The 26,789-nt window shown below is 71.8% G+C and carries 27 protein-coding genes; 15 read left to right on the top strand and 12 right to left on the bottom strand.

From position 1 onward, the window contains the following. Positions 1-23: 23 nt before the first annotated feature. The 6 genes from MYF83_RS28110 to MYF83_RS28085 form a co-directional block, all read right to left on the bottom strand. Positions 24-1,883 carry a sigma factor-like helix-turn-helix DNA-binding protein gene (locus MYF83_RS28110; RefSeq protein ID WP_248963732.1) on the bottom strand — a complete coding sequence of 620 codons (1,860 nt, stop codon included), beginning with the start codon at positions 1,881-1,883 and terminating at the stop codon, positions 24-26. A gap of 69 nt (positions 1,884-1,952) precedes the next feature. Then, positions 1,953-4,025 (bottom strand): UvrD-helicase domain-containing protein, encoded by a 2,073-nt coding sequence (locus MYF83_RS28105; RefSeq protein WP_248963731.1) that lies wholly within the window; start codon positions 4,023-4,025, stop codon positions 1,953-1,955. A 10-nt stretch (positions 4,026-4,035) separates the two neighbouring features. After that, positions 4,036-6,480 carry a hypothetical protein gene (locus tag MYF83_RS28100; protein WP_248963730.1) on the bottom strand — a complete coding sequence of 815 codons (2,445 nt, stop codon included), beginning with the start codon at positions 6,478-6,480 and terminating at the stop codon, positions 4,036-4,038. A gap of 69 nt (positions 6,481-6,549) precedes the next feature. Next, complete coding sequence (locus MYF83_RS28095; protein ID WP_248963729.1) at positions 6,550-7,332, bottom strand: class I SAM-dependent methyltransferase; 783 nt, start codon at positions 7,330-7,332, stop codon at positions 6,550-6,552. A 105-nt stretch (positions 7,333-7,437) separates the two neighbouring features. Next, positions 7,438-8,520, bottom strand: coding sequence for an ABC transporter substrate-binding protein (locus tag MYF83_RS28090; RefSeq protein ID WP_248963728.1), 1,083 nt, complete (start codon positions 8,518-8,520; stop codon positions 7,438-7,440). Positions 8,521-8,661: 141 nt separating this feature from the next. Continuing rightward, positions 8,662-8,883 carry a putative acetyltransferase gene (locus MYF83_RS28085; RefSeq protein WP_308201512.1) on the bottom strand — a complete coding sequence of 74 codons (222 nt, stop codon included), beginning with the start codon at positions 8,881-8,883 and terminating at the stop codon, positions 8,662-8,664. 105 nt (positions 8,884-8,988) lie between these two features. On the opposite strand from MYF83_RS28085, the gene fdxA reads away from it, so the two are divergent. From fdxA to MYF83_RS28070, 3 genes are all read left to right on the top strand, one after another. Next, positions 8,989-9,315, top strand: coding sequence for a ferredoxin (fdxA, locus tag MYF83_RS28080; RefSeq protein ID WP_248963727.1), 327 nt, complete (start codon positions 8,989-8,991; stop codon positions 9,313-9,315). Positions 9,316-9,436: 121 nt separating this feature from the next. After that, positions 9,437-10,516, top strand: a complete 1,080-nt coding sequence (gene dapC / locus MYF83_RS28075; protein WP_248963726.1) for a succinyldiaminopimelate transaminase — start codon at positions 9,437-9,439, stop codon at positions 10,514-10,516. 11 nt (positions 10,517-10,527) lie between these two features. Next, on the top strand, positions 10,528-11,187 hold the full coding sequence (locus tag MYF83_RS28070) for a DUF4178 domain-containing protein (protein ID WP_248963725.1): 660 nt from the start codon (positions 10,528-10,530) through the stop codon (positions 11,185-11,187). A 54-nt stretch (positions 11,188-11,241) separates the two neighbouring features. Here MYF83_RS28070 and MYF83_RS28065 read toward each other — a convergent pair whose 3' ends face one another. Then, positions 11,242-12,072 (bottom strand): hypothetical protein, encoded by an 831-nt coding sequence (locus MYF83_RS28065; RefSeq protein ID WP_248963724.1) that lies wholly within the window; start codon positions 12,070-12,072, stop codon positions 11,242-11,244. Positions 12,073-12,128: 56 nt separating this feature from the next. Here MYF83_RS28065 and MYF83_RS28060 point away from each other — a divergent pair, with 56 nt between their 5' ends. The 4 genes from MYF83_RS28060 to MYF83_RS28045 all read left to right on the top strand — a co-directional run bounded on the left by MYF83_RS28060 (position 12,129) and on the right by MYF83_RS28045 (position 15,634). After that, the gene (locus tag MYF83_RS28060) at positions 12,129-12,965 is read left to right on the top strand and encodes a 2,3,4,5-tetrahydropyridine-2,6-dicarboxylate N-succinyltransferase (protein WP_248963723.1); all 837 of its coding nucleotides are present in this window, start codon (positions 12,129-12,131) and stop codon (positions 12,963-12,965) included. Further along, positions 12,958-14,037: a succinyl-diaminopimelate desuccinylase gene (gene dapE, locus MYF83_RS28055; RefSeq protein ID WP_248963722.1), complete on the top strand. Its 1,080-nt coding sequence runs from the start codon at positions 12,958-12,960 to the stop codon at positions 14,035-14,037. The genes MYF83_RS28060 and dapE overlap by 8 nt, the downstream gene beginning before the upstream one ends. A gap of 209 nt (positions 14,038-14,246) precedes the next feature. Next, positions 14,247-15,008, top strand: a complete 762-nt coding sequence (locus MYF83_RS28050) for an LOG family protein (protein ID WP_248963721.1) — start codon at positions 14,247-14,249, stop codon at positions 15,006-15,008. 50 nt (positions 15,009-15,058) lie between these two features. Further along, a complete protein-coding gene (locus tag MYF83_RS28045; RefSeq protein ID WP_308201511.1) occupies positions 15,059-15,634 on the top strand; it encodes an LOG family protein in 576 nt (191 codons plus the stop codon). Positions 15,635-15,691: 57 nt separating this feature from the next. Here the strand turns inward: MYF83_RS28045 and MYF83_RS28040 are convergent, their stop codons facing one another. Further along, positions 15,692-15,976 (bottom strand): hypothetical protein, encoded by a 285-nt coding sequence (locus tag MYF83_RS28040; RefSeq protein ID WP_248963720.1) that lies wholly within the window; start codon positions 15,974-15,976, stop codon positions 15,692-15,694. Between the two features lie 112 nt (positions 15,977-16,088). Here MYF83_RS28040 and MYF83_RS28035 point away from each other — a divergent pair, with 112 nt between their 5' ends. Both MYF83_RS28035 and MYF83_RS28030 read left to right on the top strand, forming a co-directional pair. Beyond that, positions 16,089-16,799, top strand: coding sequence for a hypothetical protein (locus tag MYF83_RS28035; RefSeq protein ID WP_248963719.1), 711 nt, complete (start codon positions 16,089-16,091; stop codon positions 16,797-16,799). Between the two features lie 32 nt (positions 16,800-16,831). Further along, the gene (locus MYF83_RS28030; RefSeq protein WP_248963718.1) at positions 16,832-17,389 is read left to right on the top strand and encodes a DNA-3-methyladenine glycosylase I; all 558 of its coding nucleotides are present in this window, start codon (positions 16,832-16,834) and stop codon (positions 17,387-17,389) included. A 13-nt stretch (positions 17,390-17,402) separates the two neighbouring features. Here the strand turns inward: MYF83_RS28030 and MYF83_RS28025 are convergent, their stop codons facing one another. Further along, positions 17,403-18,203: an enoyl-CoA hydratase-related protein gene (locus MYF83_RS28025; RefSeq protein WP_248963717.1), complete on the bottom strand. Its 801-nt coding sequence runs from the start codon at positions 18,201-18,203 to the stop codon at positions 17,403-17,405. After that, a complete protein-coding gene (locus MYF83_RS28020) occupies positions 18,203-18,991 on the bottom strand; it encodes a PaaX family transcriptional regulator (protein ID WP_248963716.1) in 789 nt (262 codons plus the stop codon). The genes MYF83_RS28025 and MYF83_RS28020 overlap by 1 nt, the downstream gene beginning before the upstream one ends. 179 nt (positions 18,992-19,170) lie before the next feature. Between MYF83_RS28020 and MYF83_RS28015 the strand changes: the two genes are divergently transcribed. After that, positions 19,171-19,338 carry a DUF3117 domain-containing protein gene (locus MYF83_RS28015; protein WP_114033903.1) on the top strand — a complete coding sequence of 56 codons (168 nt, stop codon included), beginning with the start codon at positions 19,171-19,173 and terminating at the stop codon, positions 19,336-19,338. Positions 19,339-19,455: 117 nt separating this feature from the next. After that, entirely contained in the window at positions 19,456-20,898 is a 1,443-nt protein-coding gene (locus tag MYF83_RS28010; RefSeq protein WP_248963715.1) for a leucyl aminopeptidase, read from the top strand. A 90-nt stretch (positions 20,899-20,988) separates the two neighbouring features. On the opposite strand, the gene MYF83_RS28005 is transcribed toward MYF83_RS28010, so the two are convergent. After that, positions 20,989-21,639, bottom strand: coding sequence for an O-methyltransferase (locus tag MYF83_RS28005; protein WP_248963714.1), 651 nt, complete (start codon positions 21,637-21,639; stop codon positions 20,989-20,991). A 188-nt stretch (positions 21,640-21,827) separates the two neighbouring features. On the opposite strand from MYF83_RS28005, the gene sigE reads away from it, so the two are divergent. The 4 genes from sigE to MYF83_RS27985 all read left to right on the top strand — a co-directional run bounded on the left by sigE (position 21,828) and on the right by MYF83_RS27985 (position 25,551). Continuing rightward, positions 21,828-22,487, top strand: a complete 660-nt coding sequence (gene sigE, locus MYF83_RS28000) for an RNA polymerase sigma factor SigE (RefSeq protein WP_248963713.1) — start codon at positions 21,828-21,830, stop codon at positions 22,485-22,487. Continuing rightward, a complete protein-coding gene (locus MYF83_RS27995; protein ID WP_248963712.1) occupies positions 22,484-23,014 on the top strand; it encodes an anti-sigma factor family protein in 531 nt (176 codons plus the stop codon). Before sigE ends, MYF83_RS27995 begins: the two co-directional genes overlap by 4 nt. 222 nt (positions 23,015-23,236) lie before the next feature. Next, positions 23,237-25,057 carry a S1C family serine protease gene (locus MYF83_RS27990; protein ID WP_248963711.1) on the top strand — a complete coding sequence of 607 codons (1,821 nt, stop codon included), beginning with the start codon at positions 23,237-23,239 and terminating at the stop codon, positions 25,055-25,057. A gap of 119 nt (positions 25,058-25,176) precedes the next feature. Beyond that, positions 25,177-25,551, top strand: a complete 375-nt coding sequence (locus MYF83_RS27985; protein WP_248963710.1) for a sec-independent translocase — start codon at positions 25,177-25,179, stop codon at positions 25,549-25,551. A gap of 81 nt (positions 25,552-25,632) precedes the next feature. Here the strand turns inward: MYF83_RS27985 and MYF83_RS27980 are convergent, their stop codons facing one another. Continuing rightward, positions 25,633-26,772: an Mrp/NBP35 family ATP-binding protein gene (locus MYF83_RS27980; RefSeq protein ID WP_248963709.1), complete on the bottom strand. Its 1,140-nt coding sequence runs from the start codon at positions 26,770-26,772 to the stop codon at positions 25,633-25,635. Between the last annotated feature and the right edge of the window lie 17 nt (positions 26,773-26,789).

Below are 26,789 nucleotides of genomic sequence, written 5' to 3'. Positions count from 1 at the left end.
GCCCGTCCGAGCCCGGCGACTCCTCAGGCCACCTCGGGATCGAGGAAGGCGAGGATGTCGCGGTCGCCGCGCTCGCGCAGCCGGGTCAGGATCTCCTCGCGCGAGGCCCCCTCCGGCAGGCCGACGCGCCCTCCGATCAGGCGCAGCGCCTCCGCCTCCGAGGCGACCGGCGCGGTGTACCCGATGAGGTGCAGCGCCATGTTGATCGGCGGCAGCCCAGGGGCGGCCTGCGGCAGGTAGCGGGTCAGCAGCTCGCCGCCGTCCGACACGGTCAGGAAGATCGAGTCGCCCTCGCCGGCGTTGTAGTCGGCGAGCACGGGCCTGATCGACCCCATCGTCGGCTGGTTGTGCCAGCTGATCACGACGTCACCCGATGGAGTAGAGGTGGTGAGCGACCCGCCGGGTGCCATGCCGAGGTGCGCGGCGAAGCCGGTGGGCAGCGGGGACCCCGAACCTCTCAGATGCTCGGCGTTGACGTCGACGCGGTGCCACCAGCGCCCGTCGCGGCTGCGGAAGGACCGGCGGGTCATGGAAACGTCCCGGCGCGGCTGGTACGGCTCGGCCTGCTCGGGCGCGGCGACGCGGATCCATCCCCGCTGGGTGCGCTCGAACCCCGGCCCGCCCGCGTACGCGCGCACCGAGCTCTCGCTGACCTCGTAGCGGGTGGTCAGGTTGGCGACGATGCTGTTCACCGACGCCTCGCCGCCCGCCCGCTCGATCTCGCGCACGATCATCTCGCGGATGCCGATGTACTCCTCGCCGCCCCAGCGCGACAGCCCGTACCTGTTCCTGTCGACCCGCAGGAAGCGGTCGTCGGCGGTGAGCTGGTTGCGGATGCCGACCAGGCTGTAGTCCTCGCCGATGCGGGTCTGGATCTCCTCGGGGCTGAGCGGGCTCTCGGCGACGGCGAGCACGGCCTCGGCCTTCTCGTTCACGCTGCGCGGCCAGGGGACGACGTGTCCCTCGAGGATGCGCAGGTGCGGTACGGAGGCGAGCCAGCGTTCGGCGACGTCCTCCCGGATGCCGAGCTGGGCCACCATCGTGACGGCCTCGGGAAGCTTCACCGGGCCGTCGGTGAAGAGCTGACGGGTCTTCTCCTTCAGCTCGTCGGCGCCTCCGGCCACCAGCCAGCCGTCGACCTGGTCGTACCCGGTCAGCAGAGTGCGGATGAACCGCCACGTCGGCACGCCCAGCGTCAGCAGCTCCGTGCGGTGCCAGGGCACCGCCGCCGCCAGGTCCTCGATGGGCACGGCCGAGCCGAGCCGGCCACGCAGCCACGCCAGGTGGGCGGCCAGCGGGGTCGCGTCGGGGGTGGCGAGCCGCGCCTGGACGTGGTCGCGCAGGTCGCGCTCGATCTGCCGGATGCGCTCGCGGGTGACCGAGAACCGCTGTGCGAGCTCGTCGAGCGTCACCCGCCGCTCGGCGTAGACGCGGTCCTTGGCGATGGCCCGCTGCCGGTCGTCGAGCGCGGCGAAGATCTCGTCGATCAGCTCGGGGATCGGCCGCTCAGGCTTCGCGGGCGGGACGGGCGCGGCGACGGCGTCGTGCCCGGGCTCGGTGTCGGACGCGAGGAGCCGCGACAGCACACTCGCGAACAGGGCGTACACCTCCTCCCTGGCCTGTGGGGTGCGCAGGCTCTTCTCCGGGTCGGTCATCCGGAGCAGGGGCAGGATGTCGCCGAGCGGGAGGTGCCCCCAGCAGGCCATGGCCAGATCGGCCAGCCGTCCCGCCACCTGAGCGGTTCCGGCGATCAGGCAGGCCCGGTCCAGGGGGAGCGCCTGCCACCACGCGTCCGGGAGACGGGTGTCGCTCGCGATCGGCTCGACCTGGCCGGGTGCTGTCCAGCGCAGGGGAGGCACGATGTCGCTAAGGCTCAGATTCATGGGGGTCCAACCGGCATGGGGCTTGAGTCGGGATGAGACTCGCTCTTATCCGCAGTTCAGGTTATTGGGTCACGGCGGCAGGAAGGGACTTGCCCGGCCGGAGTAGGACACGTAGAGCCGCTCGGCGGCCCGTGTGCAGGCCATGTAGAGCAGCCCCCGTTCCCGTTGCAGGTCGTGCGCGCGTGCCGTCGGATCCTCGGCGGCGGGGGTGAGCGTGTCCGGCGCGGGCACGACGCCGTCGGCCACGCCGACGAGGGCGACCCGGCGGAACTCAAGACCTTTCAGCCCGTGGAAGGTGGTGACCCGCATACCCGCGCCCGACGCTCCGAGCGCCGCCTTGGCGCCCTTGACCAGCTCGCCCGTGCGGGCGGCCACGGCGATGTCCTCGGCCGCCACACCCTCCTCCTCCAGCCACCCCGTGACCTGGGTCACCAGGCCGGCCAGCTCCGCCGCGCGGGAGGTGTACTCCCGCACCGCCGGGCGGTCGCCGGGATGCGTGGCACGATAGCCCACCAGCTCGGTGATGCCGTCCACCAGGCCGTCGACCGGCCCGCCGCCGCGCAGCCGCACCGCCCACGACAGGATGTCCTGCGGCAGGCGATGGGAGATCGACAGGCGCTGGCTCTCGGTCTTGATGCCGAGCGTGCTGAGCGCCACCCGGGTGTCGAAGACGCGCTGGTGGGGGTCGCCGACGATGAAGAGGTCGTCGGGCCCGGGCGGCACGGCGGCCCGCAGCAGCCGCCACTGAGCCGGGTGCAGGTCCTGGGCCTCGTCCACCACGATGTGCCGGTACGGCTCCCGCAGGGGCGCGTTGTCGCCGAGCAGGTCGCCGGTGGTCCGGCCGAGCAGCGTGGAGGCCCGGGAGGCGAGCTGGAGCAGCGTGCGCCTGCCGGAGGCGCGCAGCTGCTCGGTCACGTGCTCGATGGCCTTCCAGACGGCGGTGCGCTCGTCGTGGCCGAGCTCCACGCTGCGGCCGGGACGCTCGGCCGCCAGGTACTCCTGCACGGTGCACAGGTTCTGCGCCAGGATGACCTGCTCCCACTCGCGCAGCAGGAACGCCGCGCTGTGCAGGTCGCCGGAGATCTCCGACGCCTCCTGCCACAGCGTGGCGAGGTCGGGAGCGCCGACCAGCAGCGGAGTCCGGCCCTCCGCCTCGGAGACGATGCGGTGGGCGAGGCGCTCGACGTTGCCCACCTCGATGCGCCCGCGCACCTCCTCCTCGTCGACCAGCAGGTCGAGCTTCGCCGCAACGTCGGCCGCCACACCCTGGGAGAAGGTCACCAGCAGGACCCTGCCGTCGCCGGCCCGCGCGAGGTGCGCGGCGCGGTGCAGGGCCACCAGGGTCTTGCCGGTCCCGGCGCCGCCGGTGACCAGCACCGGTCCCTCGAAACCCGCCTGATGGCTGAGCCGGTACTGGGTCGGGTAGAGGAACGTGCACCAGTGCGGCTTGGCGAGGATCCGGTCGAGCGTGCTCGGGTCGGGCACGAAGGCCGCCCGGTCGGGGGTCCGTTTCAGGGCGGCGGGCAGGTCGGTGACGTCCACCTCCGTCACCGGGACGGCCACCCGCGAGTCCAGCGCCCGCCACGCCTCGGCCATCGACCCGCCCTGGCCCAGCACCGACAGCGGCGCGAACTGGCTCTCGGGCAGCAGCGGTTCGAGCGCGTCGAGGTTCGCGTCGGTCGTGATGAGGCGCACCAGCGGGATGAGCTGGACGTCGATGCCGAGTGCGATCAGGTCGGTGTCGCAGACGTGGGCGAACAGCCGTTCCTCGGTCGAGTCGGCGGACCGGCGCAGCGCGGGCTCCACCCGTTCGAGGGCCTCGGCGTTCCAGACCTCGGCGATCCCGATGGCGGCGTTGACCGCGAACCGGTGCCGTTGCGCGTACGACCAGGCCTCGGCGTCCGGCAGCACGGTCAGCATCCAGAACACGTCCCGCTGGCGCACCACCACCCCGCGGTGGCGGTCCGAGAGCCGCAGCGTCGCGACCCGGGAGTCCCGGGTGTTGCGCACCCGTTCGGGATGCGGGGCGGAGGTGGTGTTCTGCAGGAACCGGCGCATGGCGGTCACGACGTCCCGGCGCACGGGCTGGGCCAGTGCGCCGAGGTCCCTTGGGACCTCAGGGGCGATCGCGAGCCGGGGCATGCGGCTACCGTCAGACCATCAGGGACAGCAGGTCGCGGTCCCCACGCTCGCGCAGCCTGTTCATCAGTTCGGGCAGGCCGACCGGGCCCGTCATGCCGATGCGGGTCGCCAGCACGCGGATCGTCTCCTCCAGCGACTCGGCCTTGCCCTTGGCGGTGTGCCCGGCCAGCCGCAGCGCCGCGGCGCTCTTGTCGAGGTCGCCGGTCGCCGCCGGCACCAGCCTGGCCCGCAGGACCTTGTCCTCCTCGGCGACGGTCAGGAACAGGTGGGCTCCCGGCTGGGCGCCCATGTCGTGGAGCAGCTGCCCCAGCGACTCGATGACCGGACGGGCCTGCCAGCTCAGCGTGACCTCGCCGGCGGCGCTCATCACCGTGTGGCTGTCGCCGGGGGCCATCCCGAGGTAGGCCGCGAACCCGCTGGGCAGCGGGCACTCCCCGCCGGTGAGCTGCTCGGGGGCGATGTCGACCCTGAGCCACCACAGGCCGTCCGGATGCCGGAAGCATCTTCGGGTCATGGACACGTCCTTGAGCTGGCCGGTCGGCGTGGACGCGTCGGCTTCGCCGGGCGCGGCCTCCGCCGTCTCGCCGGCCGGGTCCTTCTTGCCGCCGCCCTTCTTGGTGCTCTGGATGCGGAGCTGCGGGACGTTCTCCAGCCACTCCTTGGCGACCTCCGGGTGGATGCCGAGGGTCGAGACCAGTTCCAGCGCGCGGGCCACCGTCGGCGGCCGGTCGGCGTTGAGTATCAGGGCGCAGGTCTGCTCGCGCAGGTCGGCGATGTCCCCCTCGACCAGCCAGTCGTCCTGGACGGTGTAACCGGGAAGCGTGGCGAGCACGAACTGCCAGGCGGGGACGTCCAGCGAGCGCAGCTCCTTGGTGTGCCACTCGGCGGCGGTCATCAGGCGCGACTTGGGGGCCGCGACGCCGAGCGTGCCGGGGAGCTTCTCCAGGTGCTGGGTGTAGGGCGCGGCCTCGGCGCTCTCCAGCCAGGCGGTGAGCCGCGCGCGCAGCTCCTCCTCCAGGGCGACGATGTCCTCGGCGGGGACGGCGAACAGCTTGGCCAGTTCCTCGGGGGCGGCGGGGGCGTCGGTGAACACGTGGTTCTGCGCCACCGCCCAGGTCTTGTCGTCCAGGTCGGCGAACGCCGCGTCGATGAGCGAGGCCATGTCCCTCTCGGTGCGGCCGGTGCCGAGGTCGTCGGTGCCGGTGCCCACGCCCGCCGGGGTCTCCGCCCCTTCGCCGGGGTCAGTGCCTTCCGGGTCCCGGGCGGCGTCCGGCGCCGCCTCGGAAGGCCCGCCGGTGGCTCCCAGGGGGTCGGCCACGATGGGGCGCGGGCCGGTGCCGTGCGGGCCGGGGGAGGCGCCGAACGGCCCCGTGTCGGGGGTGAGGGCGGCGTCGGGGCCGAACGGCCCGGCGTCCGGGGTGAACGGCCCCGGCTCGGCCGGGAAGGAGGCCGCGTCGAACGGCTCCGGCTCGGGCACGAAAGGGCGGGCAGCGGGCGCGAACCCGGCGTCGTCGGGACCGAAGGCGGGGGCGTCCTTGGCCAGGCCGGGAATCTCCGGTCTGCCGCGGCCGAAACCGTCCGTCGTGCCGAAACCGTCCGTCGTGCCGGAGCCGTTCGGCGTGCCGAGGCCGGGGAGGTCGGGTTTCCCTAGGGCGGGGATGTCCGGGCCTGGTACGGGGCCGTCGGAGGCCGCTGGGAAGGGGCGCTCGGTGCGCGGTGGCGGCGTGAACAGGGAGGCGCGGTCCCGCGAGCCGCTGGAGGACTCCCTGGACGCCTGCTGTTCCAGGGCCGCCGCGGTCAGGCGCGCCGCGGCGAGGCCGAGGGGGTCGCTGTTGTCGATCCTCGAGGTGCGCCTCTTGGGCAGCGGCGGCGCGGCGGGTCGCACGGGGAGCGGATCCGCCTGCGGGGGGTTCGCCGCGGCGCCGCGGCGCGCGGCCGGCGCCTGCGGCTCGCCGGCGGGCGCGGGCGATTCGGCCTTGACGGGCGTCTGCTGCTCGGCGGCGGCCGCGGAGGCTCCGGCGGCGGTCTCGGGGTGGGCGCTCTGGTCGCCGGCCGGGGCCAGCCGGGCGAACACCGCCGTGAACAGCGCGGTCAAGACCGGCTTGGCGCGGATGAACGGCTGGTCGGCGAGCTCGCGGCCGGTCAGCGACAGCAGCCCGAACCACGAGCCGACGCGATCGAGGGCGATCGAGACCTGCGGTTCGTCGGCCTCGTCGGGGTCCATGACGTGCAGGGCGGGCAGGACGTCGCCCACGGCCGCGGCCGGCCAGTGCTCGGTCGCCAGCTCCGTGATGAGCTCACCGAGGGCCTCGGGGCCGAGCACGGCGAAGACCCGGCTGAGCGGCACGGACCGCCACCAGGCGTCCGGCAGGCCGGGCGCGTCGCGTAGCTGCGAGAACCCGGTCGCGTCACTCCAACGAAGCGGAGGCACGAGATCACTCAGGCAGAAGTTCATCCCGTTTCCTCTCCGGTGATTCCGTTGACCAGACCATAGTCTGGCAAATCGCTCGATCGTAGACGGCCCTTAGGCCCGCACAGCCGCGAATCGCAGCCTCACGTAGTCGGCCATCCACCCCGATTCCCGGCGTAACGCCGGGGCGGCCAGCTCGTTGAGCCTTCTCAGTAACGGCTCCACGGTGGCGGGCGGCACCCCGTCGAGCAGGGAGCCCGCGAACATCCGGACCCAGTCGGCCGCGCCGTTGGGGCACTCGTCGAGGGGGGTCGGCCGGTCGAAGTACTCGAGCAGCCGCACGGTGAACCCGCCCTTCTCCAGGCGGAGCGCGTACTCGGCGGGGGAGGGGAAGTACCACGGCAGCTCCGGCTCGGGCAGCCCGTACTCCCGCCAGGCGGTGAGCATCGCGGAGGTGAGCGCGGCGCAGTTGCCGGCGCCGCCCATCTCGGCGACGAAACGGCCCCCGGGGGTCAGGGCCATGCGCACGCAGTGGATCACCGCGTCGGGGTCGCGGCCCATCCAGTGCAGGGCGGCGTTGGAGAACACCGCGTCGTAGGGCACGGGGACGCCGAAGTTCGCCCCGTCGCCGACCATGAAGTCCAGCCCGGGGTGGTGGGCGACCGCGACCTCGATCATCGCGGCCGAGCCGTCCATGCCGAGCACGGTGGTGCCCCTGGCCGCGATGTCGGCGGTCAGCACTCCGGTGCCGCAGCCGAGATCGAGGATGCGCTCGTCCGGCCGGGGGTCGAGCAGCTCGATCAGCGGCTCTCCGTGTGCCGAGACGTAGCCGAACGAGCTGTCATAGGCGCGCGCGTTCCACCGCATCAAGCTCGGCGTTTCGTGTCGCAAGGCCATCAGCTCGCATTCTCAGACATCGCTTCCCGTGTCCGTAAGTACAGACACTTTAGAGCCTTGATGTCTCAGCGACACATCTGTCCGGAGGCTTGCCTCCCGGTGGGCTCAGCCCATCGATTTCGACCAGTTGGCCTTGAGGTAGGTCTTGCCCTCGTCCGTCTGCGGGATCGTCAGCAGGACGGGGGTGCGGGGAACCGGGGGCAGCTTGGCCGCGGCCTGCCTGTCGAGCTTGCCCGACATCTCCAGCGCCTCCATGCGCGCCGGCCGGGCGAAGCCCTTGAGGAAGAGGTTCTGGACCTCGTCGCTGTAGAGGAACTCCTGCCAGAGCCGGGCGGCGGCGGGGTGCGGGGCCTTCCTGTTGATCGCCTGGACGTAGTACGAGGCGAGCGCCGCGTTCGCGGGCACCACGACCTTCCAGGCGGGCTTGTCGTCCCCGGCGGTCTGCGCGGCCTTGGCGGCGTTCACGTAGTCCCAGTCGACCAGGGTGTTGGCCTGGGAGGGGAGGCTGAAACGGCCGTCCTTCTTCAGCCGCGCGAACAAGGCGAGCCCCCGCTCGGCCTGCGGCCGGCCGTCCTGCAGCGACGCCGCCATGACGCCGTTGAACGCGGCCGCGGTCTGCAGCGGATCGCCCGGCAGCGCGACGGCGTACCCGGGCTTGAGCAGGTCCGTGAACGTCGCCGGGGCGGGGACCTTGCGCGGGTCGTACCCGATGGACATGTAGCCGCCGTAGCCGGCGTACCAGTGGCCCTTGAGATCCTTGACGTTGTCGGGGATGTCCTGCCAGGCGGCCACCTTGTACGGGGCGAAGCGCTGGGCGTTGGTGATCGCGACGTCCATGCCGAGGTCGAACACATCCGGCGCCTGGCCGGGCTTGGCGGACTTCGCCAGGTCGATCTCGCGCTGGCTGCTCGCGCCCGGCTCGGTCACGTTGATCCGCACCCCGTACTCGCCGGAGAAGCGGTCCATGACGGCGCCGTAGTTCACCCAGTCGCGCGGGATCCCGACGAGGTTCAGGGCGCCTTCTCGTCTCGCGGCCTCGACGAGCCGGTCCATCGTGCCGAACCCTTGGGCCAGGCTCGCGGCCCGCGGGTTGACCGGAGGCGGCTTCTTGTCGGTGGTGGTCGAGGATGAGCACCCGGCCACGGCTGTGGCGAGGATCACTGTGGCGACTGCGGCGCGTGATGTCACGAAACGAATACTCAGCGTCATATCCTCCCGCGTCGAGGAGGCACGCGGATGTTTGGGCCAGCGTTGGCACAGCACAGCACAGCAGGGGTGCGGGTCCGGGCGAGCGGGCCGGAGCGGCGGGAGGCCGGGGCGGGGCCCGGGTCAGCGCTCTGGGACCACCTTGGCGGCGACCACGGTCTCCTCGCGGACGGCTACCAGTGTGCCGTCGCGCTTGCGGACCTGGAGCAGGCCCCCCTCCCAGGACTCGAGGACGCCTACGGTGTCGCGGAAGCCGTCGGGGTCGCGGCGCCGGACGGTGACCCTGCGGCCCACGTCAGAGGGGGAGACGGCGATCACCAGCCTTCCGCCAAAGTGCGGTGTCACGCGGTTCGCCCCCCTCCCGTTTCAGACATGTGGCCAGCACGGCAATACTAGGTCTAGCAACCCGCGGACGAGTCGTGCGAAGGCGCGGAGAAGAAGGAGCCCGAGGTGACCTACGTCATCGCGCAGCCTTGCGTTGATGTCCTGGACAAGGCGTGCATCGAAGAATGCCCCGTCGATTGCATCTACGAGGGCAACCGCATGCTCTACATCCACCCAGACGAGTGCGTGGACTGCGGCGCGTGCGAACCCGTCTGCCCGGTCGAGGCGATCTTCTACGAGGACGACACGCCCGACCAGTGGAAGGATTTCTACAAGGCGAACGTCGAGTTCTTCGACGACCTCGGCTCGCCCGGCGGTGCCTCCAAGGTCGGCAAGATCGACAAGGATCACCCGATCGTGGCCGCGCTCCCGCCGCAGGCCGAGGAGCACTGACCTTCCGTTCGTGGCCGTTCGTGGCAACGAGAGGCCGCCGGGTACCGTGACCGCCTGGTCGCGGTACCGGCCGCCGTCATGCTCGGACGTCGACATTCAAGATCGACCCTGGGGGTAATCGATGATCGGGCTGCCCGACTTCCCGTGGGACCGGCTGGTGCCGTACAAGGAACGGGCGCTCGCGCACCCGGACGGCATCGTCGACCTCTCGGTCGGCACTCCCGTCGACCCGGTGCCCGCCGTGGTCCAGGAGGCGCTCGCGGGCGCGGCCGACAGCCCTGGATACCCCCTCACCCATGGCACCGAGCGGCTCCGCCGCGCGGTCGCCGGCTGGCTGGACCGCCGCCTCGGCGTCACGGTCGACCCCGCCGACGTCCTGCCGACGATCGGCTCCAAGGAGCTGGTCGCCTGGCTGCCCACGCTGCTCGGCCTCGGGCAGGGCGACCGCGTGGTCATCCCTTCCCTCGCCTACCCCACCTACGACGTCGGCGCGCGGCTCGCGGGCGCCACGCCGTACACCTCCGACGGCCTGCTGGGGCTCGGCCCCGAGCGGGTGCCGCTGGTCTGGGTGAACTCCCCGTCGAACCCGACGGGCCGCGTGCTGCCCGCCGAGCATCTCCGCAAGGTCGTCGCCTGGGCGCGCGAGCGGGGCGCGATCGTGGCCTCCGACGAGTGCTACATCGAGCTGGGCTGGGAAGAGCGGCCGGTCTCGATCCTGCACCCCGACGTCTGCGGCGGCTCCCATGAGGGCCTGCTCGCCGTGCACTCGCTGTCCAAGCGGTCCAACCTCGCCGGCTACCGCGCGGGGTTCGTCGCGGGCGATCCGGCGCTCGTCCGGCGGCTGCTGGAGGTGCGCAAGCACGCCGGCATGATGATGCCCGCGCCGGTCCAGGCCGCGATGGCCGCCGCGCTCGACGACGACGAGCACGCCGCCGGGCAGCGCGAGCTGTACGCCGCGCGGCGCGCCCTGATGCGGCCCGCGCTGGAAAAGGCGGGGTGGCGCGTCGAGCACTCGACGGCGGGGCTCTATTTGTGGGCGACCGATGACCGAAATTGCTGGGAACAGGTCGATGCGCTGGCCAAAATCGGCATTTTGGTCGCCCCGGGCGACTTTTATGGACATGCCGGTGCGTCGCATATCCGTATCGCCATGACGGCAACTGACGAACGGGTCAATGCGGCGGTGCTCCGCCTCCAGTAGGATCCCGCGGCATGACCGTTGCGGTCGTGCTCGCAGTGAGCGCAGCCATCTTCGTCGTCGTGCTGGGCGCCTACCTCGGCACGCGACGGCAGGACAGGACGGCTCGACCGGCTCCCAGACCCCCTGAGCCACCCGAGCCGATGTCGTCGCACCCGGCGCTGGCCCGTCCGGTCATTCTGGACCCCGACTACCTCGACCCTCGCACGATCAAGGTCGGAGACGTCATCGACCGCCAGGGGATGCGCTCACGCGTCCTCGGCGCCCTCCACCTGTCATGGCAGGGCGATCAGTGGATCGAATACCTGCTCGAAGAGGGCATGGGCCACTACTACCAGTGGCTCTCGGTCGAGGAGCGCCAGGGGCCGGACCCCGAGGACCCGCCCCACCTGGAGGTCTACCTCTGGACCCCGGTCCCGACCCAGGGCATGGTGCCGGCCAAGAGCATGCTGATCATGGAAGGCGTGGAGTTCCACCCGACCCAGCGGGGCACCGCCAGCTTCCGCTCCGAGGGCACGACCGGGTATCCCGAGCGCGGCCTGGTCGACTTCGCCGACTACCGCGCCGCCGACGGGCGGCTGCTGGGCTTCAACCGGGTCCAGGGCCAGGCATGGACCGCCGCCTACGCCCAGCCGCTGTCCCCCGGCTCCATCAAAGTGGAGCGCATGCTCTAGCGGACGCCCGGACCGTCGGACGTGGAGCGCGTGCTTCGGCCGGCGCCCGGACGGTCAGGCGATCTCCACCGTCGTCGCCGTGGACTTGGCGTCGGTCAGCCAGCCGTCGTGGCCCGAGGTGGACGACCACCTGACCCCGTCGTAGCGCACCTGGCGCAGGCCGTACTTCTGGGCGTGGGCGACCGACCAGGAGGCGATCAGCCAGCCGCGGCGCTGTGTCGGCGCGCTGATCCGGCCGGTCTCGGCGGGGTTCTGCCCGAGGGCCCTGCCGAGTTCCTTGCGCGCCTTCACGCTCTGCGAGGGGACCGGCTTGCTGGGGGAGGGATACCAGCAGTGGACGGCCTTCGGCACCCGTCCGGTGAACGCCGCGGCGAGGATCTTGGCGTCCTCCTCGTGCTGGGCGTACGCGGAGCCGTCGGCGGACCGCTGCACCGCCTGGGCCGCCTCGTGCAGCGGCAGCTTCTGGTAGCGCTTCACCTTGACCAGCGCGGAGTAGAACTTGCGGGTGGCGTAGACCGGGTCCTGGAGCTGCTTGACGGTGCCCCAGCCCTGCGAGGGCCGCTGCTGGAACACCCCCACCGAGTCGCGGTCGCCGAACGGGAGGTTCAGCAGCTTGGACTCCTGGATCGCGGTGACGTAGCCGATCTCGACGGCCCGCTCCGGCAGCCCCCGGTCGGCGGCGACCGCGGCGATCGTGGCGGCCACCTGGGCCTGCTCGATCTCAAGGTCGAGGGTGCCCGCCGGCGTCCTGACCTCGCAGTGTTCGCCGAGGGCGATCGGCTTGGCCTTGTTCAGCAGGTAGTAGACCCCGAAGAAGACGGCCACGCCGAGCACGACGACGATGCCCATGATCGTCAGAACCGCTCGTGAGAATCGCCGTGCCACGGAGAAGAACCTACCGGCCCCGCCGAGGTCGGCGTGCGGCACTAAGCTCCCCTTTCATGAGCGAGACCTTCGAAAGCCCGTTGCCGGCCACCGTGGACGAGTTGTGGGAGCAGCGCGCGGACCTGTCGCCGGAGGACGGCGAAGCACGCGGCGTGATCGTCGGCGCCGTGGACATGCTGGACACCGGCAAGGCGCGCGTCGCCTTCGTCGACCACTCCTCCGGCGAGGTGGTCGTGGACGAGCGGGCCAAGCGGGCCATCCTGCTCAGCTTCCGGGTCCTCGGCATGGTCAGAAGCCAGGTGGGTGACTTCCATCACAATGACCGCATCCCGCTGAAGACGTCCTTCGAAGGCGTGCGCGTGGTGCCCGGCGCCATCGCGCGCTGGGGCTCCTACCTCGCCCCGGGCGTGGTGCTGATGCCGTCGTACACCAACATCGGCGCCTATGTGGACGGCGGCACCATGGTGGACACCTGGGCCACCGTCGGCTCCTGCGCCCAGATCGGCCGGAACGTCCACCTGTCGGGTGGCGTCGGCATCGGCGGGGTGCTGGAGCCGCCGAACGCAGTTCCCGTCGTCATCGAGGACGAGGCGCTGATCGGCAGCCGCTCGATGATCGTCGAGGGCGCGCGGGTCGGCAAGGGCGCCGTGGTCGGCGCCGGCACGATCCTGTCGGCCTCCATGCCCGTCATCGACGTCGAGACCGGCGAGGAGATCTCCCGGGGCCGCATCCCCGACTGGTGCGTCGCCGTCGGCGGCACCCGCGCCAAGGAGTTCCCCGGCGGCACCTTCGGCCTTCCCTGCGTCCTTGTGCTCAAGCGGCTCGAAGAGGGGCAGCGCCACGACAAGGCCGCGCTGAACGACGTGCTGCGGCAGCACGGCGTCAATGCCTGACGCGCCGCCGCTCGACCTGTCCGGTGACGTGCGGGCGCTGACGGCCGCGCTCGTCGACGTTGAGTCGGTCAGCGGTGACGAGAAGGCCCTGGCGGACGCCGTCGAGGCGGCCCTCGCGCCGCTGCCGCACCTCGCCGTCGTCCGCGACGGCGACGCGGTCGTCGCCCGCACGGAGCTGGGCCGCTCCGAGCGGGTGGTGATCGCCGGCCACATCGATACGGTGCCGCTCGCCGGGAACCTTCCCTCGCGCGTCGACGGCGACCTGCTGTACGGGTGCGGCACCTCCGACATGAAGAGCGGCGTCGCTGTGGCCCTGAAGCTCGCCGCCGGGGTCCCCGAGCCCAGCAGGGACGTCACCTACGTCTTCTACGACTGCGAGGAGGTCGAGGCCGTGCGCAATGGCCTCGCCCGCCTCGCCCGCACCCGTCCCGAGCTGCTCGCCGGCGACTTCGCCGTCCTGATGGAGCCCACCGGCGGCGAGATCGAGGGCGGCTGCCAGGGCACCCTGCGCGCACAGGTCGTCATCCGGGGCAGGCGCGCCCACAGCGCCCGTTCCTGGTACGGCGTGAACGCCGTGCACGGTGCCGAGCCCGTCCTGGCCCGGCTCAACGCCTACCAGGCACGGGAGCCGGTCGTGGACGGCCTGGCCTACCACGAGGGGCTGAACGCCGTCGGCATCGCCGGAGGCGTGGCCGGCAACGTGATCCCCGACGAGTGCGTGGTGACGGTGAACCACCGCTTCGCCCCCGACCGTTCGGTCGAGCAGGCGCAGGACCACGTCCGCGAGGTGTTCGACGGGTACGAGGTGCGGTTCACCGACGCCGCCCCGGGCGCGCGCCCTGGGCTGACCGATCCGGTCGCCGCGGCGTTCGTGGGCGCCATCGGCGGGACCCCCCGGGCCAAGCTCGGGTGGACCGACGTCGCGCGTTTCTCCGGGCTCGGCATCCCCGCCGTCAACTACGGCCCCGGCGATCCGAACCTCGCCCACCAGCAGGATGAGTACGTCTCGCTCGCCCAGATCGCCGACTGCGAGCGCCGGATGATCGCCTGGCTGGGCACGCCCACGGCCTGAGGCACAAAAGAAAGTGGCTTTCCTCGCCGGCCATTTGGCGGGGAAAGCCACTTTCAGTCCCGAGCAGCACCCTCGGCTCTTAGACGCGGCCTCGCGAACAATCGGTTCCGCTGCTCCGGACAGATTTTTCAAGATTCTTTGGAGCTCTCGCAGGGAGGTCCCGATTCGCTACGGCTTACGCGGTCCCGCGGGCGGTTAGCGTGATCGGCATGAACAGAGCATCACGTGAGGAGCGCCGCCAGGGAGCGTCTCTCGTCCGGGGGAAGTTCCTCCAGGACTCCACCTATGACGAGCGGCTCCTGGACCAGCGCGGGTCGACCGAGTGGCTGCACATGGACCCCTGGCGGGTGCTGCGCATCCAGGCGGAGTTCGTCGAGGGCTTCGGGCAGCTCGGCGAGCTGCCGCCCGCCGTCACCGTGTTCGGCTCGGCGCGCACCCGTCCGGACGAGCCCGACTACGCCATGGCGGAGGCCCTCGGCAGGGCGCTGGCGGAGGCCGGCTACGCCGTCATCACCGGCGGCGGCCCCGGATGCATGGAGGCGGCCAACAAGGGGGCGCGCCAGGCCGGCGGCGTCTCGGTGGGGCTCGGCATCGAGCTGCCCTTCGAGCAGAAGCTGAACGACTATGTGGACCTCGGCATCGAGTTCCGCTACTTCTTCGTGCGCAAGACGATGTTCGTGAAGTACGCCTGCGGGTTCGTCGCGCTGCCCGGCGGGTTCGGCACGCTCGACGAGCTCTTCGAGGCGCTCACGCTGGTCCAGACGCGCAAGGTCACCTCGTTCCCGGTGATCCTGCTCGGCACGCGATTCTGGGGCGGCCTGCTCGACTGGATCCGCGACACCCTCCTGGCCACCGGCAAGATCTCCCCGGGTGACATCGACCTCATGCGGGTGACCGACGACGTGGACGAGGCGGTGCGCATCATCGTCGAGGCCGACCGTGAGCGAAATGGCGGTCCGCGCGACATGTGAGGCACGTCGGGGGCATGTGTAGGGTTACCGCCGTGGCATTGGCAATTTGTGTGTTCTGTGCATCCAGCCAGAGGATCGACCAGAAGTACCTGGACCTGGCGGGCGAGGTGGGCACCGAGCTTGCCCGGCGCGGGCACACGCTCGTCAGCGGCGGCGCCGTGGTGTCGTGCATGGGCGCGGTCACCCATGCCGCCCGGCGGGCCGGTGGCCGCACGATCGGGGTGATGCCCCAGGTTCTGGTGGATCTCGAGATCGCCGACACCGACTCCGACGAGCTGATCATCACGGCCGACATGCGGGAACGCAAGGGGATCATGGACGCGCGCTCCGACGCGTTCCTCGTCCTGCCCGGCGGCGTCGGCACGCTGGAGGAGCTCTTCGAGATCTGGACCTCCCGCGTGCTCGGCTTGCACGACAAGCCGCTGGTCATCCTGGACCCGTGGGGGCTGTACGCGCCGCTCCGGCAGCTCGTGGACGGCATGTACGACCAGGGCTTCACCCGCCCGAACGTCTTCGACGCCATCTCCTGGACCACCACGGTGAGCGAGGCCCTGGACCACCTGGAGAAGCCCGCCCGCCCGCTCAGCCCGCACGCCGACGAGCTGGGCGAGTCCGCGGCGGGATAGGCGAGGCCAGGCCGGAGCAGGTCACGCCAGGCCGGAGCGGGTCACGGCGCGGCCGGGTCAGGCGAGGCCGCGGCGGGCCAACGCCGGGGGACGCCTGCCGGCGAGCGACTCGGTCATGTCCAGCGCCAGCCGCACCTGCTCCTGGTAGGCCGTGCGGAACACCCGGGCCCCGAGCCACGCGAACACCGCCGCCGTGGCCAGCTGCGCGGTCTCGTCGCCCGACAGGGTCACCACGACCGTCCGCCCGGCGCGGGCGTGCCGCTCGACCTCGGCGGCCGAGCGGGCCTCGACCCAGGAGTCCTCCAGCCGCCGGTCGGGGCCGGTCACCAGTACGGGCGTCATGAGCCCGATGCTGTCACACCCGGGCCACCCGGCATGGACGGCGGTCCCTCCGGGGTTTGCGGCGATCGCTAACGGGGCGCGCTCAAAGGCGCCGATGTGGCACGATTCGTATGTGCTGGTCCTACTCGCTGTCGCCGCGGTCGCCGTGCTGTACTGCGTGGTGACGGTCTCCCAGGGGCGCGGCGGAGAGCTGACGGAGTTCGCCCCCGACGTGCCGCCCCTGGACCTTCCGGCTCCGGGGCTGCTGACGGCCGTCGACTTCATGGCGTTGCAGCTCCCGGTGAGCCTCGTCGGCTACCACACCCAGACCGTCGACGAGACGCTCCAGCGGGCCGCGACGGCTCTCGGCGAGCGCGACACCCACATCGCCGTGCTGGAGCAACGCGTCGCCGAGCTGCTCGCCGGCCGCGTCCAGGCCCGCCAGGAGGCCTATACCCGGCCGTCGTGGGCGCCGGGCGGCATCGAGCACGCCGAGGTGACGCCCGAGGAACGGGACACGACCGCGGCGCGGGGGATGGCGGCGATGCGGGTGACGACCGAGGAGACGGCCCCCTCCCAGGGGATGGCGGTGACGCGGGAGACGTTCCCGGTGGAGCCCGAGACATCTCCGGCCGAACGGGAGGCGTCCGCGCGGGAGTCGTCGGAACAGGCGTCCCCGAAGGCCCCGAAGGCCCCGGAGGCCGCCGCGAGGCAGGAGACTCCGGTGGCCGGCGAGGACGCGGACGTGGTCCCCGGCAGGCACGCGGCCTCGAACGGCGGCGGCATCGCGGCCGGTGAGCGAGCCGAGGCGCGGGACGGCCGCGGCGGCATCGCGGGTGCGTGAGCCGCGCGCCGGAGCTTGTACCCTCGACACTCGTGAACCCTGAGCTCATCCGGTGCGGCTGGGCGACCAGCGCGCCCGACTACATCGTCTACCACGACGAAGAGTGGGGCCGGCCCGTCCGCGGCGACGACCTGGTGTACGAGCGGCTGACGCTCGAGGCGTTCCAGTCGGGCCTTTCGTGGCTGACGATCCTGCGCAAGCGCGAGAACTTCCGCAAGGCCTTCGCGGGGTTCTCCATCGAGGCGGTCGCCGCGTTCGGCGAGCAGGACGTCGAGCGGCTGCTGGCCGACGCGGGCATCGTCCGCAACCGGTCCAAGATCGAGGCGGCGATCGCCAACGCCCGGGCCGCGATCGAGCTCGCGGGCGGCGTCTCCGAGCTGGTCTGGCGGTACGCCGACCCGTCCTCGCCCGTGCCGGCGTCGCTCGCCGACGTGCCGGCGACGACGCCCGCCTCCAAGGCCCTGGCCAAGGAGCTGAAGCGTCACGGTTTCCGCTTCGTCGGCCCCACTACGGCGTACGCGTTGATGCAGGCCATCGGCCTGGTGAACGACCACCTCGCCGAGTGCTGGGTGCGCGGGCGCCTCGCCTGAGCGGGGCCGTGGGTCAGCGGCCGTCGAAGGTGGGGCGTCGCTTGGCGAGGAAGGCGCGGGTCGCGTTGTGGTGGTCCTCGGTCTTGGCGCACGCGTCCTGGAGGTCGGCCTCCATCTCCAGCGAGTCCTCCAGTGAATGCGCGGCGGAGAAGTCCAGGGCCTGCTTGGTGGCTCCGTAGGCCTGTGTGGGGCCCTGAGCGAGGCGTACGGCCAGCGCGCGGGCGCTAGCGGTCAGCTCGTCGCCGGGCACGACCGAGGTCACCATGCCGAGCTCCAGAGCCCTGGCGGCCGTGACCGGCTCGCCGAGCAGAAGCAGCTCGCGCGCCTTGGCCGCGCCGACCAGCCTGGGAAGGGTCCACGAGGCGCCCGAGTCGGGGGCGAGGCCGATGCCTAGGAAGGCCATCGCGAACTTGGCGCCGTCGGCCGCGACCCTGAAGTCGCAGGCCAGGGCCAGCGAGGCGCCCGCGCCCGCGGCGAAACCATTGACGGCCGCGATCACCGGCTTGCCCATGCCCGTGATCGTCAGAATGATCGGGTTGTAGTGCGCGCGGACGGTGTTGTCCAGGCCCACCCCCGCGTCGAGGTTATCGGCGTGCTCGCGCAGATCCTGCCCGGCGCAGAAGCCGCGCCCCGCGCCGGTCAGCAGCACGGCGCGCGCCTCGGCGTCGTCACGTGCGTGTTCGAGCGCCTCCAGCAGGGCGGCCTTCATCGAGATGGTCAGGGCGTTCATCGCGTCGGGGCGGTTCAACGTGATCGTGGCCACCCCCTCCTCGACGGAGTAGAGAACGTGGTCGCCACTGGCTTGCTGGTCCATCAGTGAAATCCTTTGTCCAGGTTGCGGTCGACGAAGGCGGCCGCCGACGGCAGCAGCCGGGCGGCCTCCTGCTCGAAGTACGCACGGGCCTTCTCTCCCGGCCAGGCCGGCGGAAGGAGCTCCGGCGGAAGGCCCGGATCGCGGAACAGGAAGTTGCGCCATCCGTGGACCAGTTTGCTACGGGCCGCGAAGATCTGATCGTCGGGGGCGTCACAGCCGAGCCCGTCCACCAGATAGACGGCCTGCCCCAGCCACTCCTCGTAGGCTCGCGCGATGGAGCACAGGTCCCAGGCGCGGGCGACGAGCTCGCGCGGATCGCCGTCCAGCGTGCTCTCGAACCGGTCGGCGCGCAGCCGCTGGTCCTCCAGCAGGGCGTCCAGCTCGGGCGAGGGCCGGGGGCCGATCCAGGTGGTCTCGCACAGGGAGGCGTAGCCGAGGAAGGACAGGTCGGCGCGCAGCCGCTCTCGCCTGGCGCGGTCGCGCACCGGCTGGAAGACCAGCACGTGCCAGCGGCCCGACCAGGGGGCCGAACCGGTGCGGTAGACGCGCACCGCGGTCTCGTCCAGGCGGCGCAGGCACTTGGGCGTCAGCGCGTACCCCGGCCCCTGCGGGAGCCGCACGGGCGTGAGCCAGTCCTGCCGGACCATCCGCGAGATCGCGGTGCGGACCGCCGGCGCGGCGATGTCGAGCGGGGCGAGCAACCGGACCAGAGCGGCCACGGAGGCGTGCCCGGCACGGATGCGCAGGTGGTCTCCGTAGAGGTCGAAAAGCGCGGCTCGGGCGTTCACATAGACCAGTTTGATCGGCGCAAGGGTCCCGGACAACGCATTCTGGGAGGAGATCGTTACCCATGCGCGCTCGCGAGGCGGGATAATGGGACGTCACAGAAGACGTGAAAGCGGCGGGCGGCCGGGCGCGGACAGGCGCGCTCCGGCATCGCGCGGCCGAGGCAGGAAGGGATACACGCATGGCGGCGATGAAGCCGCGGACTGGCGACGGTCCGCTGGAGGTCACCAAGGAAGGACGGGGCATTGTCATGCGGGTCCCTCTGGAGGGTGGCGGCCGGCTCGTCGTCGAACTCTCACCGGATGAGGCCAGAGCTCTTGGCGACGCTCTGAAGAACGTCGTCGGCTGACATACCCCTGACACAACCCACCGACACAGGCGACTTGACGGCCCCGGCGGCCGGGCCAGAGCCCCACGCCGGGGCTGTCGCAATTCCAGGCCGTCGCAACACCAGGGGAGGACCACCGTGCCCATCGAGACCGCGCTGAGTTTCATCGACCCGCAGCAGGCGCAGGACGCCGACCTGCTCGCCATCCCCTTCGGGAAGGACCTCACCGCGCAGGTGGAGCTTCCCGTGCCGCTCCCCGCCCTTCTCGCCCACCACGAGGCCAAGGGGGAGTCCGGCGAGGTCGTGGAGGTCCCGGTCGCGCATGGTGACGGGGTGCGGCGGGTCCTGCTGTACGGCATCGGCGACGGCGGGCCCCGTGCGCTGCGCAAGGCGGGCGCGCTGCTCGCGCGCCGCGCCAAGGGACGCCGGTCCATCGACGTCACGCTCCCGCAGGACGCGGGGGAGGCCGGCTGGTCCGCCCTGGCGGAGGGGGCGCTGCTCGCCTCCTACACGATGAGGATCGGCGCGAGCCGCACCAAGGCCGTCGAGGAGATCCGCTTCTCCGGGCCTGAGGAGGCCCGGCAGGTGATCGAGCGCGCCGAGGTGGTGGCGCGCGCCACCGGGCTCGCCCGCGACCTGTCCAACACGCCGTCCTCGGAGAAGAACCCCGCCTGGCTGGCCGCCCGCGCCGTCGAGGTGGCCGAGCGTGCGGGCCTGACGGCCAAGGTGTGGGAGCCCGGCGACCTGGCCGCCGGCGGCTTCGGCGGCATCCTCGCGGTCGGTCAGGGCTCGGCGAGCCCGCCGCGCCTGATCCAGCTCTCCTACGAGCCCGAGGGGCACGACGGCGGCCACATCGTGCTGGTCGGCAAGGGCATCACCTTCGACAGCGGCGGCCTGTCCCTGAAGCCCACCGAAGGCATGAAGTTCATGAAGACCGACATGGCCGGCGGCGCGGTGGTGATCTCCGTGCTGGGGGCGCTGCGGGAGCTGGGCGTGCGCACGCGGGTCACCGGGCTGGTCGCCGCCGCCGAGAACATGCCGTCGGGGAGCGCGCAGCGTCCCGGCGACGTGATCACGCACTACGGGGGCCGTACGGTGGAGGTGCTCAACACCGACGCCGAGGGCAGGCTCGTGCTGGCCGACGCCCTGGCGTACGCCGACAAGGAGCTGGAGCCCGACACGATCGTCGACCTCGCCACGCTGACCGGGGCCATCAGCATCGCCCTCGGGCGCGACGTCGGCGCGGTCTTCTCCGGCAGCGACGACCTGGCCAAGGAGCTGCTGGACGCGGGCACGCGGTCCGGCGACCCGCTGTGGCGCATGCCGATCATCGACGAGTACCGTCCCGGGCTGGACTCCGCGGTCGCCGACCTGACCAACATCGACTTCGAGAACACCTACGGCGGGGGCTCCATCACCGCGGCGCTGTTCCTGCGGGAGTTCACCGGCGGGCGGCGCTGGGCCCACCTCGACATCGCGGGCGTCTCGCGCACCACCGCCGACGACGGCATCCTGACCAAGGGGGCCACCGGCTTCGGCACCCGCCTGCTCCTCGACTGGCTCACCTCGGGCCGGTCCTGACCTGCGGCGTCCTGACCCGTGGTTTCCTGACCGCGGCGTCGGGACGCACGGCGTCCTGGCCTCGCCGACCGGCGAGGCGGGCTTCCGTGCCTAGTTGGCGATCTTGATGGCGGCCAGGAGGCCGTCGCCCAAGGGCATCATCAGGGCGCGCAGCCGATCGTCCGACCGGATCAGCTTGCCCAGCTCGCGAACCGCGACGGTGTCGGGGTCGCGCTGCGCCGGGTCGGCGACCCGGTTGTGCCACAGCGCGTTGTCGAAGGCCACGATGCCGCCCAGCCGCAGCAGGCGCACGGCCTCGGCCAGATAGTCGCCGTACTGCTGCTTGGCCGCGTCGCAGAAGACCATGTCGTAGCCGCCGTCGGCGAGCCGGGGCAGCACGTCCAGGGCACGCCCGGCGATCAGGCGGACCCTGCTGCCGGAGAACCCGGCCTCCGCGAAGGCCTGGCGGGCGAGCCGCTGGTGCTCGGGCTCGACGTCGACGCTGGTCAGCGTGCCGTCCGAGCGCATGCCGCGCAGCAGCCACAGCCCTGAGACACCGCAGCCGGTGCCGACCTCGACCACGGACCTCGCGCTGATCGCCGTGGCGAGGAAGCACAGGGCCGCGCCGCCTCCGGGCAGGATGGGGATCGCCCCCACCTCGATGCCCCGCTGCCTCGCGGCTTGCAGCACCTCGTCTTCGGGATGGAACTCCTCCGCGTAGGCCAGCGTGGCCTCCACCGGATTCGTCGGCGTCGGGGCCATCGGCCTCTCCTCCCCGCCTTCGCCGTACGCACGTATTGGTCGCAGCCTAGGGGAGTCGGGGCCGAACGGGAACTCACGCCACAACGGGTACGTTGCACGCTTTGAACGACCTTTGTTCAAGGCCGTCGAAGAACACAGTCCGGCCACGTTGGTCCGTGGGTACGCAGGAAGGGACGAAAGCAGGCACTATGGCTGTAGCGGTGGTCCCGGAGAGAGGAGTGCTGGTGGAGGACAACCACCAGGCTGATACTCCCGACAGTGCGTTTCCGGGGGGAGACCCTCGGCTGCCCGACGGAGGTTGGACGCCTCCAACATGGGAGGAGGTCGTTCGCGCGCATTCAGCGCGCGTCTACCGCCTTGCCTACAGGCTGACCGGCAACGTCCACGACGCCGAAGACCTCACGCAGGAGGTCTTCGTCCGGGTCTTCCGCTCGCTCTCCAGCTACACCCCCGGCACCTTCGAGGGCTGGCTGCACCGCATCACGACGAACCTCTTCCTCGACATGGCGCGGCGCAGGCAGCGCATCCGCTTCGAGGGGCTCGGCGACGACGCGGCGGAGCGCCTGCGGGGGCGTGAGCCGTCCCCGGCGCAGGTGTTCGACGACTCCCAGCTCGAGCCGGACATCCAGGCGGCCCTGGACGCGCTCCAGCCCGAGTTCCGCGCGGCGGTGGTGCTGTGCGACATCGAAGGCCTGTCCTACGAGGAGATCGCGGCGACGCTCGGCGTGAAGCTGGGCACCGTCCGCAGCCGCATCCATCGCGGTCGCAGCCAGTTGCGGGAGGCCCTGGAGCACCGGGCGCCCCGTCGTGACGAACTCCCCCCGACCGTAACCAGGGAGGGAGCATGAGCCATCTCGGAGAGCGCGCCTCAGCGCTGATCGACGGTGAGCTCGGCCACGCCGAGCGGGAACGCGCGCTGGCGCACCTGACGTTCTGCGCGGACTGCCGCGCCGAACTCGACGCCATGCGGGCCCTCAAGAGCCGTCTTCGATCACTCGACCCGCCCGCCATGCCGGCGGATCTCACGATGTCCCTGCTGCGGATGTCCGAGCCCGGCGGGCCACTCCCGCCGCGCGTCCGCCCCTTTCCCACTACGTCCTACTCTCTGAACGGCGCTCCGGCCGACAACCGGCCGCGCCGCGGCAGCGGCTTCTCCGGGCCGGGACGCTCAGGAGGCAACCGCCGGGCGGGGTACGTCGCGGTCGGCGTCGCCTCCGCGGCCGTCGCGCTCGGCACGCTGTTCATGGTCGGCGGCGTCGACAACAGGCCGCCGTCCCCGCCGGTCGAGATGTTCGCCAACCAGCACGGCGCCACGGTGCCGTCGGGCCGGCTGCTCCCCGGACGGGAAGTCGTCACGCCCACGCAGCAGCCCTGAGCCGGTCCCGCCGCGGTCGCGGCGGGTGATGACCGGTCAGGCTGTGGCCACGCGACGCCGCGGCGGCGCGAGTGGTGGCCGCTCAGGCAGTGGCGGGTCACGCTACGGCGGTGGCGGGCATACGATCGGGTGGACGCCTCAGGCGAGTTTACGGCGCTCGTATGCGCTCCGAGCGAGACTTTGGCGTAGACCACGTTGACCGGCCTCGGGAGTGAGCCTTCGATGACCGACGAGACACGTACCTTCGACGGCGGGGACGTGGCCACTCCACCCCAGCGGTCCGGGGATGGCTCGATGTCGGGGTCGCCTGGCTCCAGCGGCATGCGCGTCAGGCCCGAGTTCCTGCCCGCCTCCGAGACCTGGCCCACGGGCGCGCCCATGTCGGGGTCCGACGCGTTCACCGGCCCGAACCCTTACGCCGCGAGCGGCCCCGAGGGCGGCTCTCCCGGCCAGGGCGGCGCCTACGGCCCCGGAGGGGCGGGACGCGGCGACGCCTACGGTCCTAGCGGTGCGGGGCGTGGCGACGCCTACGGGTTCGCAGACGCCTACGGTTCCGGCGGTGCGGGGCGTGGCGACGCCTACGGTTCCGGCGGGGCGGGGCGCGATCCTTTCCCCGGTGAGGCCACCGGCCCGGTGCCGTCCTCCGGGGAGAACACCGGCTTCATCCCGTTCGCGAGCGAGGGCACCGGTCCCCTTCCGTACCCCGGCGAGGGGCAGAGGCCCGGTGGCCACGGCGAGCGGCCCGCGGGCGACGAGGGGGCCTCCGGGTGGGGCAACCCGTCCGGTGGACCGCTACCGCCCTCCCCAGGGGGTCCCTACGGCCCGCTGCCGCCCCCGCCGCCGCGCAACGCGTTCGGCATGGGCCCGGGATGGGCGCCGCCACCGCCGAGCGCCCCCCGCATGGCCACCGGCGCGGCCGCGTCGCGGGTGCCGAAGACGGGTGTGCTCGCCGTGCTCGCCGTCGTGATCGCCCTGGTCGCCTCGACCGTCGGCAGCGTCGGCACCTACCTGCTCACCCGCTCCGGCTCGGGCGTCGACCCCTCCTACAGCCTCGGCACGCCCACCGGCGCCGTCGTCAACCGCGCCCCCGACTCGGTGGCCGGCGTCGCGGCGAAGGTCCTGCCGAGCGTGGTCTCGCTCGACGTGAAGGGCAACAGCGAGGCCGGCACCGGCTCCGGCTTCGTGATCAAGGGTGGTTACATCGTCACGAACAACCACGTGGTGGCCGCCGCGGCGCAGACCGGCAACATCAAGGTGATGTTCAGCAACAAGAAGTCCTCGGCCGGCACGATCGTCGGGCGCGACCCGAGCTCCGACATCGCGGTGGTCAAGCCGGCCGACACCTTCGGCGCCCCCGAGATCACGCTCGGCGATTCCGACCGGGTCGTCGTCGGCGACCCCGTCATCGCGATCGGCTCGCCGCTCGGGCTCACCGGCACCGTGACGACGGGCATCGTCAGCTCGCTCAACCGTCCCGTCACCGCGGGCGGCGAGAGCGGGTCCGAGTCGTCGTTCATCAACGCCATCCAGACCGACGCGGCGATCAACCCGGGCAACTCGGGCGGGCCGCTGGTCAACGCCGCCGGTGAGGTGATCGGCGTCAACTCGGCCATCGCCACGCTCGGCAACACCTCCTTCGGCGGGCAGAGCGGCAGCATCGGGCTCGGGTTCTCCATCCCGGTGAACCACGTCCGGCGCATCGCCGAGGAGCTCGTGACCACGGGCACCGCCAAGAAGTCCCGCATCGGCGTCTCCATCGACGAGAACTACCAGGGCGACGGCGTCCGCATCGCCACGTCCTCCTCGCAGGGCCAGCAGCCCGTCACCCCCGGAGGCCCGGCCGACAAGGCGGGCCTGAAGGCCGGTGACGTCATCCTGGAGATCGACGGCACCCCGGTGACCCAGCCGTCGGAGCTGATCGTCACCATCCGCAGCAAGGCGCCCGGGACCAAGGTGACGATCAAGTACCAGCGTGACGGCAGCGAGCGCACCACCAGTGTGACGATCGACGCCGTGCCGGTTCCGACGCCGCAGCCCTCATGATCGACGGTGCCTTGTGGCGCCCCATGCCGAACCGGGGCATTAGTCTGGGTGTAGCCAGGTCACCGTCGGCCGGTCCGGCGGGCGGCAGGCGTCGGCGCAGGAGAGCGTAGGAGATCACCGTGTTCGGACTCGGCTGGCCTGAGGTCTTGGCACTCGTGGTCATCGCCCTTCTCGTCTTCGGTCCCGAGAAGCTTCCGCAGGCCGCTTCCCAGGCGGGCCGCATGCTCCGCCAGGTCCGCCAGATGGCCAACAACGCCAAGAGCGACCTGCAGGACAACCTCGGGCCGGAGTTCGCAAACTTCGACCCGACCGACCTGCACCCGAAGAACTTCGTCAGGAAGCACCTCCTGCAGGATCTCGAGGACGACTGGAACCGTCCCGCCGCCGACCGCACGCCGTCCTACGACGAGCCGTACGCCGACTCCTCCACCAGGACGGCCGACGACGAACTCGGCTACGGCGAGATCCCGCCGTACGACGTCGAAGCCACCTGAGCCCGTACACGCAAGAAGGGGCCGCCCCACCAGGGACGGCCCCTTCTTGATGTGCCGGCGCGACCGCGCCGGCCTCCCGCGTTAGCGGCCTGAGGGGGACAGGCCGAGTTGGAGGCCCTTGAGGCTGCCGGACTTCTTGCTCAGGCCTTCGGCGATGCGCCGCAGCTCCGTGGCGGCGGGCGAGTCGGCGTCGGTGAGCACGAGCGGCTTGCCGTTGTCGCCGCCCTCGCGCAGGCGCAGGTCGATCGGGACCTGACCGAGCAGCGGGACGCGGGCGCCGAGGCTGCGGGTGAGCCCGTCGGCGACGGACTGGCCGCCTCCCTCGCCGAACACGGCGATGCGCTCGTCGCAGTGGGGGCAGGGCAGCCACGCCATGTTCTCGATGACGCCGGCGATCTGCTGGTGGGTCTGGGTGGCGATCGACCCGGCGCGCTCGGCGACCTCCGCCGCGGCCTGCTGCGGGGTGGTCACGACGAGGATCTCGGCGCCGGGCATGCGCTGCGCCACCGAGATCGCGATGTCGCCGGTGCCGGGCGGCAGGTCCATGAGCAGGACGTCGAGGTCGCCCCAGTAGACGTCGGCCAGGAACTGGTGGAGCGCGCGGTCGAGCATGGGGCCACGCCAGACCACGGGGCTGTTGCCCGGCGGCTTGAACATGCCGACCGAGATCACCTTGATGTCATGCGCCACCGGCGGCATGATCATGTCCTCGACCTTGGTGGGACGGTCGCCCACCCCGAGCATGCGCGGGATGGAGTGGCCGTAGATGTCGGCGTCGAGCACGCCGACCTTCAGCCCCGAGAAGGCCATCGCCGCCGCGAGGTTGACGGTGACCGACGACTTGCCGACGCCGCCCTTGCCGCTGGCGACCGCGAAGACCCGGGTGAGCGAGCCGGGCTTGGCGAACGGGATCTCCTTCTCCGGGCCCCGGTTGCCGCGCAGGGTGGTCTGGAGGTTCTTGCGCTGCTCGGCGCTCATGACGTCCAGCTCGACCTGGACGCCGGTGACGCCCTCGACCTTGGAAACGGCGGCGGTGACGTCACGGGTGATGGTGTCGCGCATGGGACAGCCCGCGACGGTGAGGTAGACGCCGACCCGCACCACCCCGTCGGGGGAGATATCGACGCTCTTGACCATGTCAAGGTCAGTGATCGGCCGGCGAATTTCCGGGTCGTTGACCGTCGCCAACGCGGCCGTCACCGCTTCTGGGGTTGGTGCCATGGATCCATGCTACGAAC

Source organism: Sphaerisporangium perillae (assembly GCF_023276435.1).
Classification (GTDB): Bacteria; Actinomycetota; Actinomycetes; order Streptosporangiales; family Streptosporangiaceae; genus Sphaerisporangium; species Sphaerisporangium perillae.
Note: the sequence above shows the minus strand (reverse complement) of the source record. Positions and strands in the feature narration are given on the sequence as shown.

Excerpts from the sequence above, each read along its gene's own strand:
- MYF83_RS28110 (WP_248963732.1), bottom strand. The coding sequence starts at position 1,883 with ATGAATCTGAGCCTTAGCGACATCGTGCCTCCCCTGCGCTGGACAGCA.
- MYF83_RS28105 (WP_248963731.1), bottom strand. The coding sequence starts at position 4,025 with ATGCCCCGGCTCGCGATCGCCCCTGAGGTCCCAAGGGACCTCGGCGCA.
- MYF83_RS28100 (WP_248963730.1), bottom strand. The coding sequence starts at position 6,480 with ATGAACTTCTGCCTGAGTGATCTCGTGCCTCCGCTTCGTTGGAGTGAC.
- MYF83_RS28095 (WP_248963729.1), bottom strand. The coding sequence starts at position 7,332 with ATGGCCTTGCGACACGAAACGCCGAGCTTGATGCGGTGGAACGCGCGC.
- dapC (WP_248963726.1), top strand. The coding sequence starts at position 9,437 with ATGATCGGGCTGCCCGACTTCCCGTGGGACCGGCTGGTGCCGTACAAG.
- MYF83_RS28070 (WP_248963725.1), top strand. The coding sequence starts at position 10,528 with ATGACCGTTGCGGTCGTGCTCGCAGTGAGCGCAGCCATCTTCGTCGTC.
- MYF83_RS28060 (WP_248963723.1), top strand. The coding sequence starts at position 12,129 with ATGAGCGAGACCTTCGAAAGCCCGTTGCCGGCCACCGTGGACGAGTTG.
- dapE (WP_248963722.1), top strand. The coding sequence starts at position 12,958 with ATGCCTGACGCGCCGCCGCTCGACCTGTCCGGTGACGTGCGGGCGCTG.
- MYF83_RS28050 (WP_248963721.1), top strand. The coding sequence starts at position 14,247 with ATGAACAGAGCATCACGTGAGGAGCGCCGCCAGGGAGCGTCTCTCGTC.
- MYF83_RS28040 (WP_248963720.1), bottom strand. The coding sequence starts at position 15,976 with ATGACGCCCGTACTGGTGACCGGCCCCGACCGGCGGCTGGAGGACTCC.
- MYF83_RS28025 (WP_248963717.1), bottom strand. The coding sequence starts at position 18,203 with ATGGACCAGCAAGCCAGTGGCGACCACGTTCTCTACTCCGTCGAGGAG.
- MYF83_RS28015 (WP_114033903.1), top strand. The coding sequence starts at position 19,171 with ATGGCGGCGATGAAGCCGCGGACTGGCGACGGTCCGCTGGAGGTCACC.
- MYF83_RS28005 (WP_248963714.1), bottom strand. The coding sequence starts at position 21,639 with ATGGCCCCGACGCCGACGAATCCGGTGGAGGCCACGCTGGCCTACGCG.
- sigE (WP_248963713.1), top strand. The coding sequence starts at position 21,828 with ATGGCTGTAGCGGTGGTCCCGGAGAGAGGAGTGCTGGTGGAGGACAAC.
- MYF83_RS27995 (WP_248963712.1), top strand. The coding sequence starts at position 22,484 with ATGAGCCATCTCGGAGAGCGCGCCTCAGCGCTGATCGACGGTGAGCTC.
- MYF83_RS27990 (WP_248963711.1), top strand. The coding sequence starts at position 23,237 with ATGACCGACGAGACACGTACCTTCGACGGCGGGGACGTGGCCACTCCA.
- MYF83_RS27980 (WP_248963709.1), bottom strand. The coding sequence starts at position 26,772 with ATGGCACCAACCCCAGAAGCGGTGACGGCCGCGTTGGCGACGGTCAAC.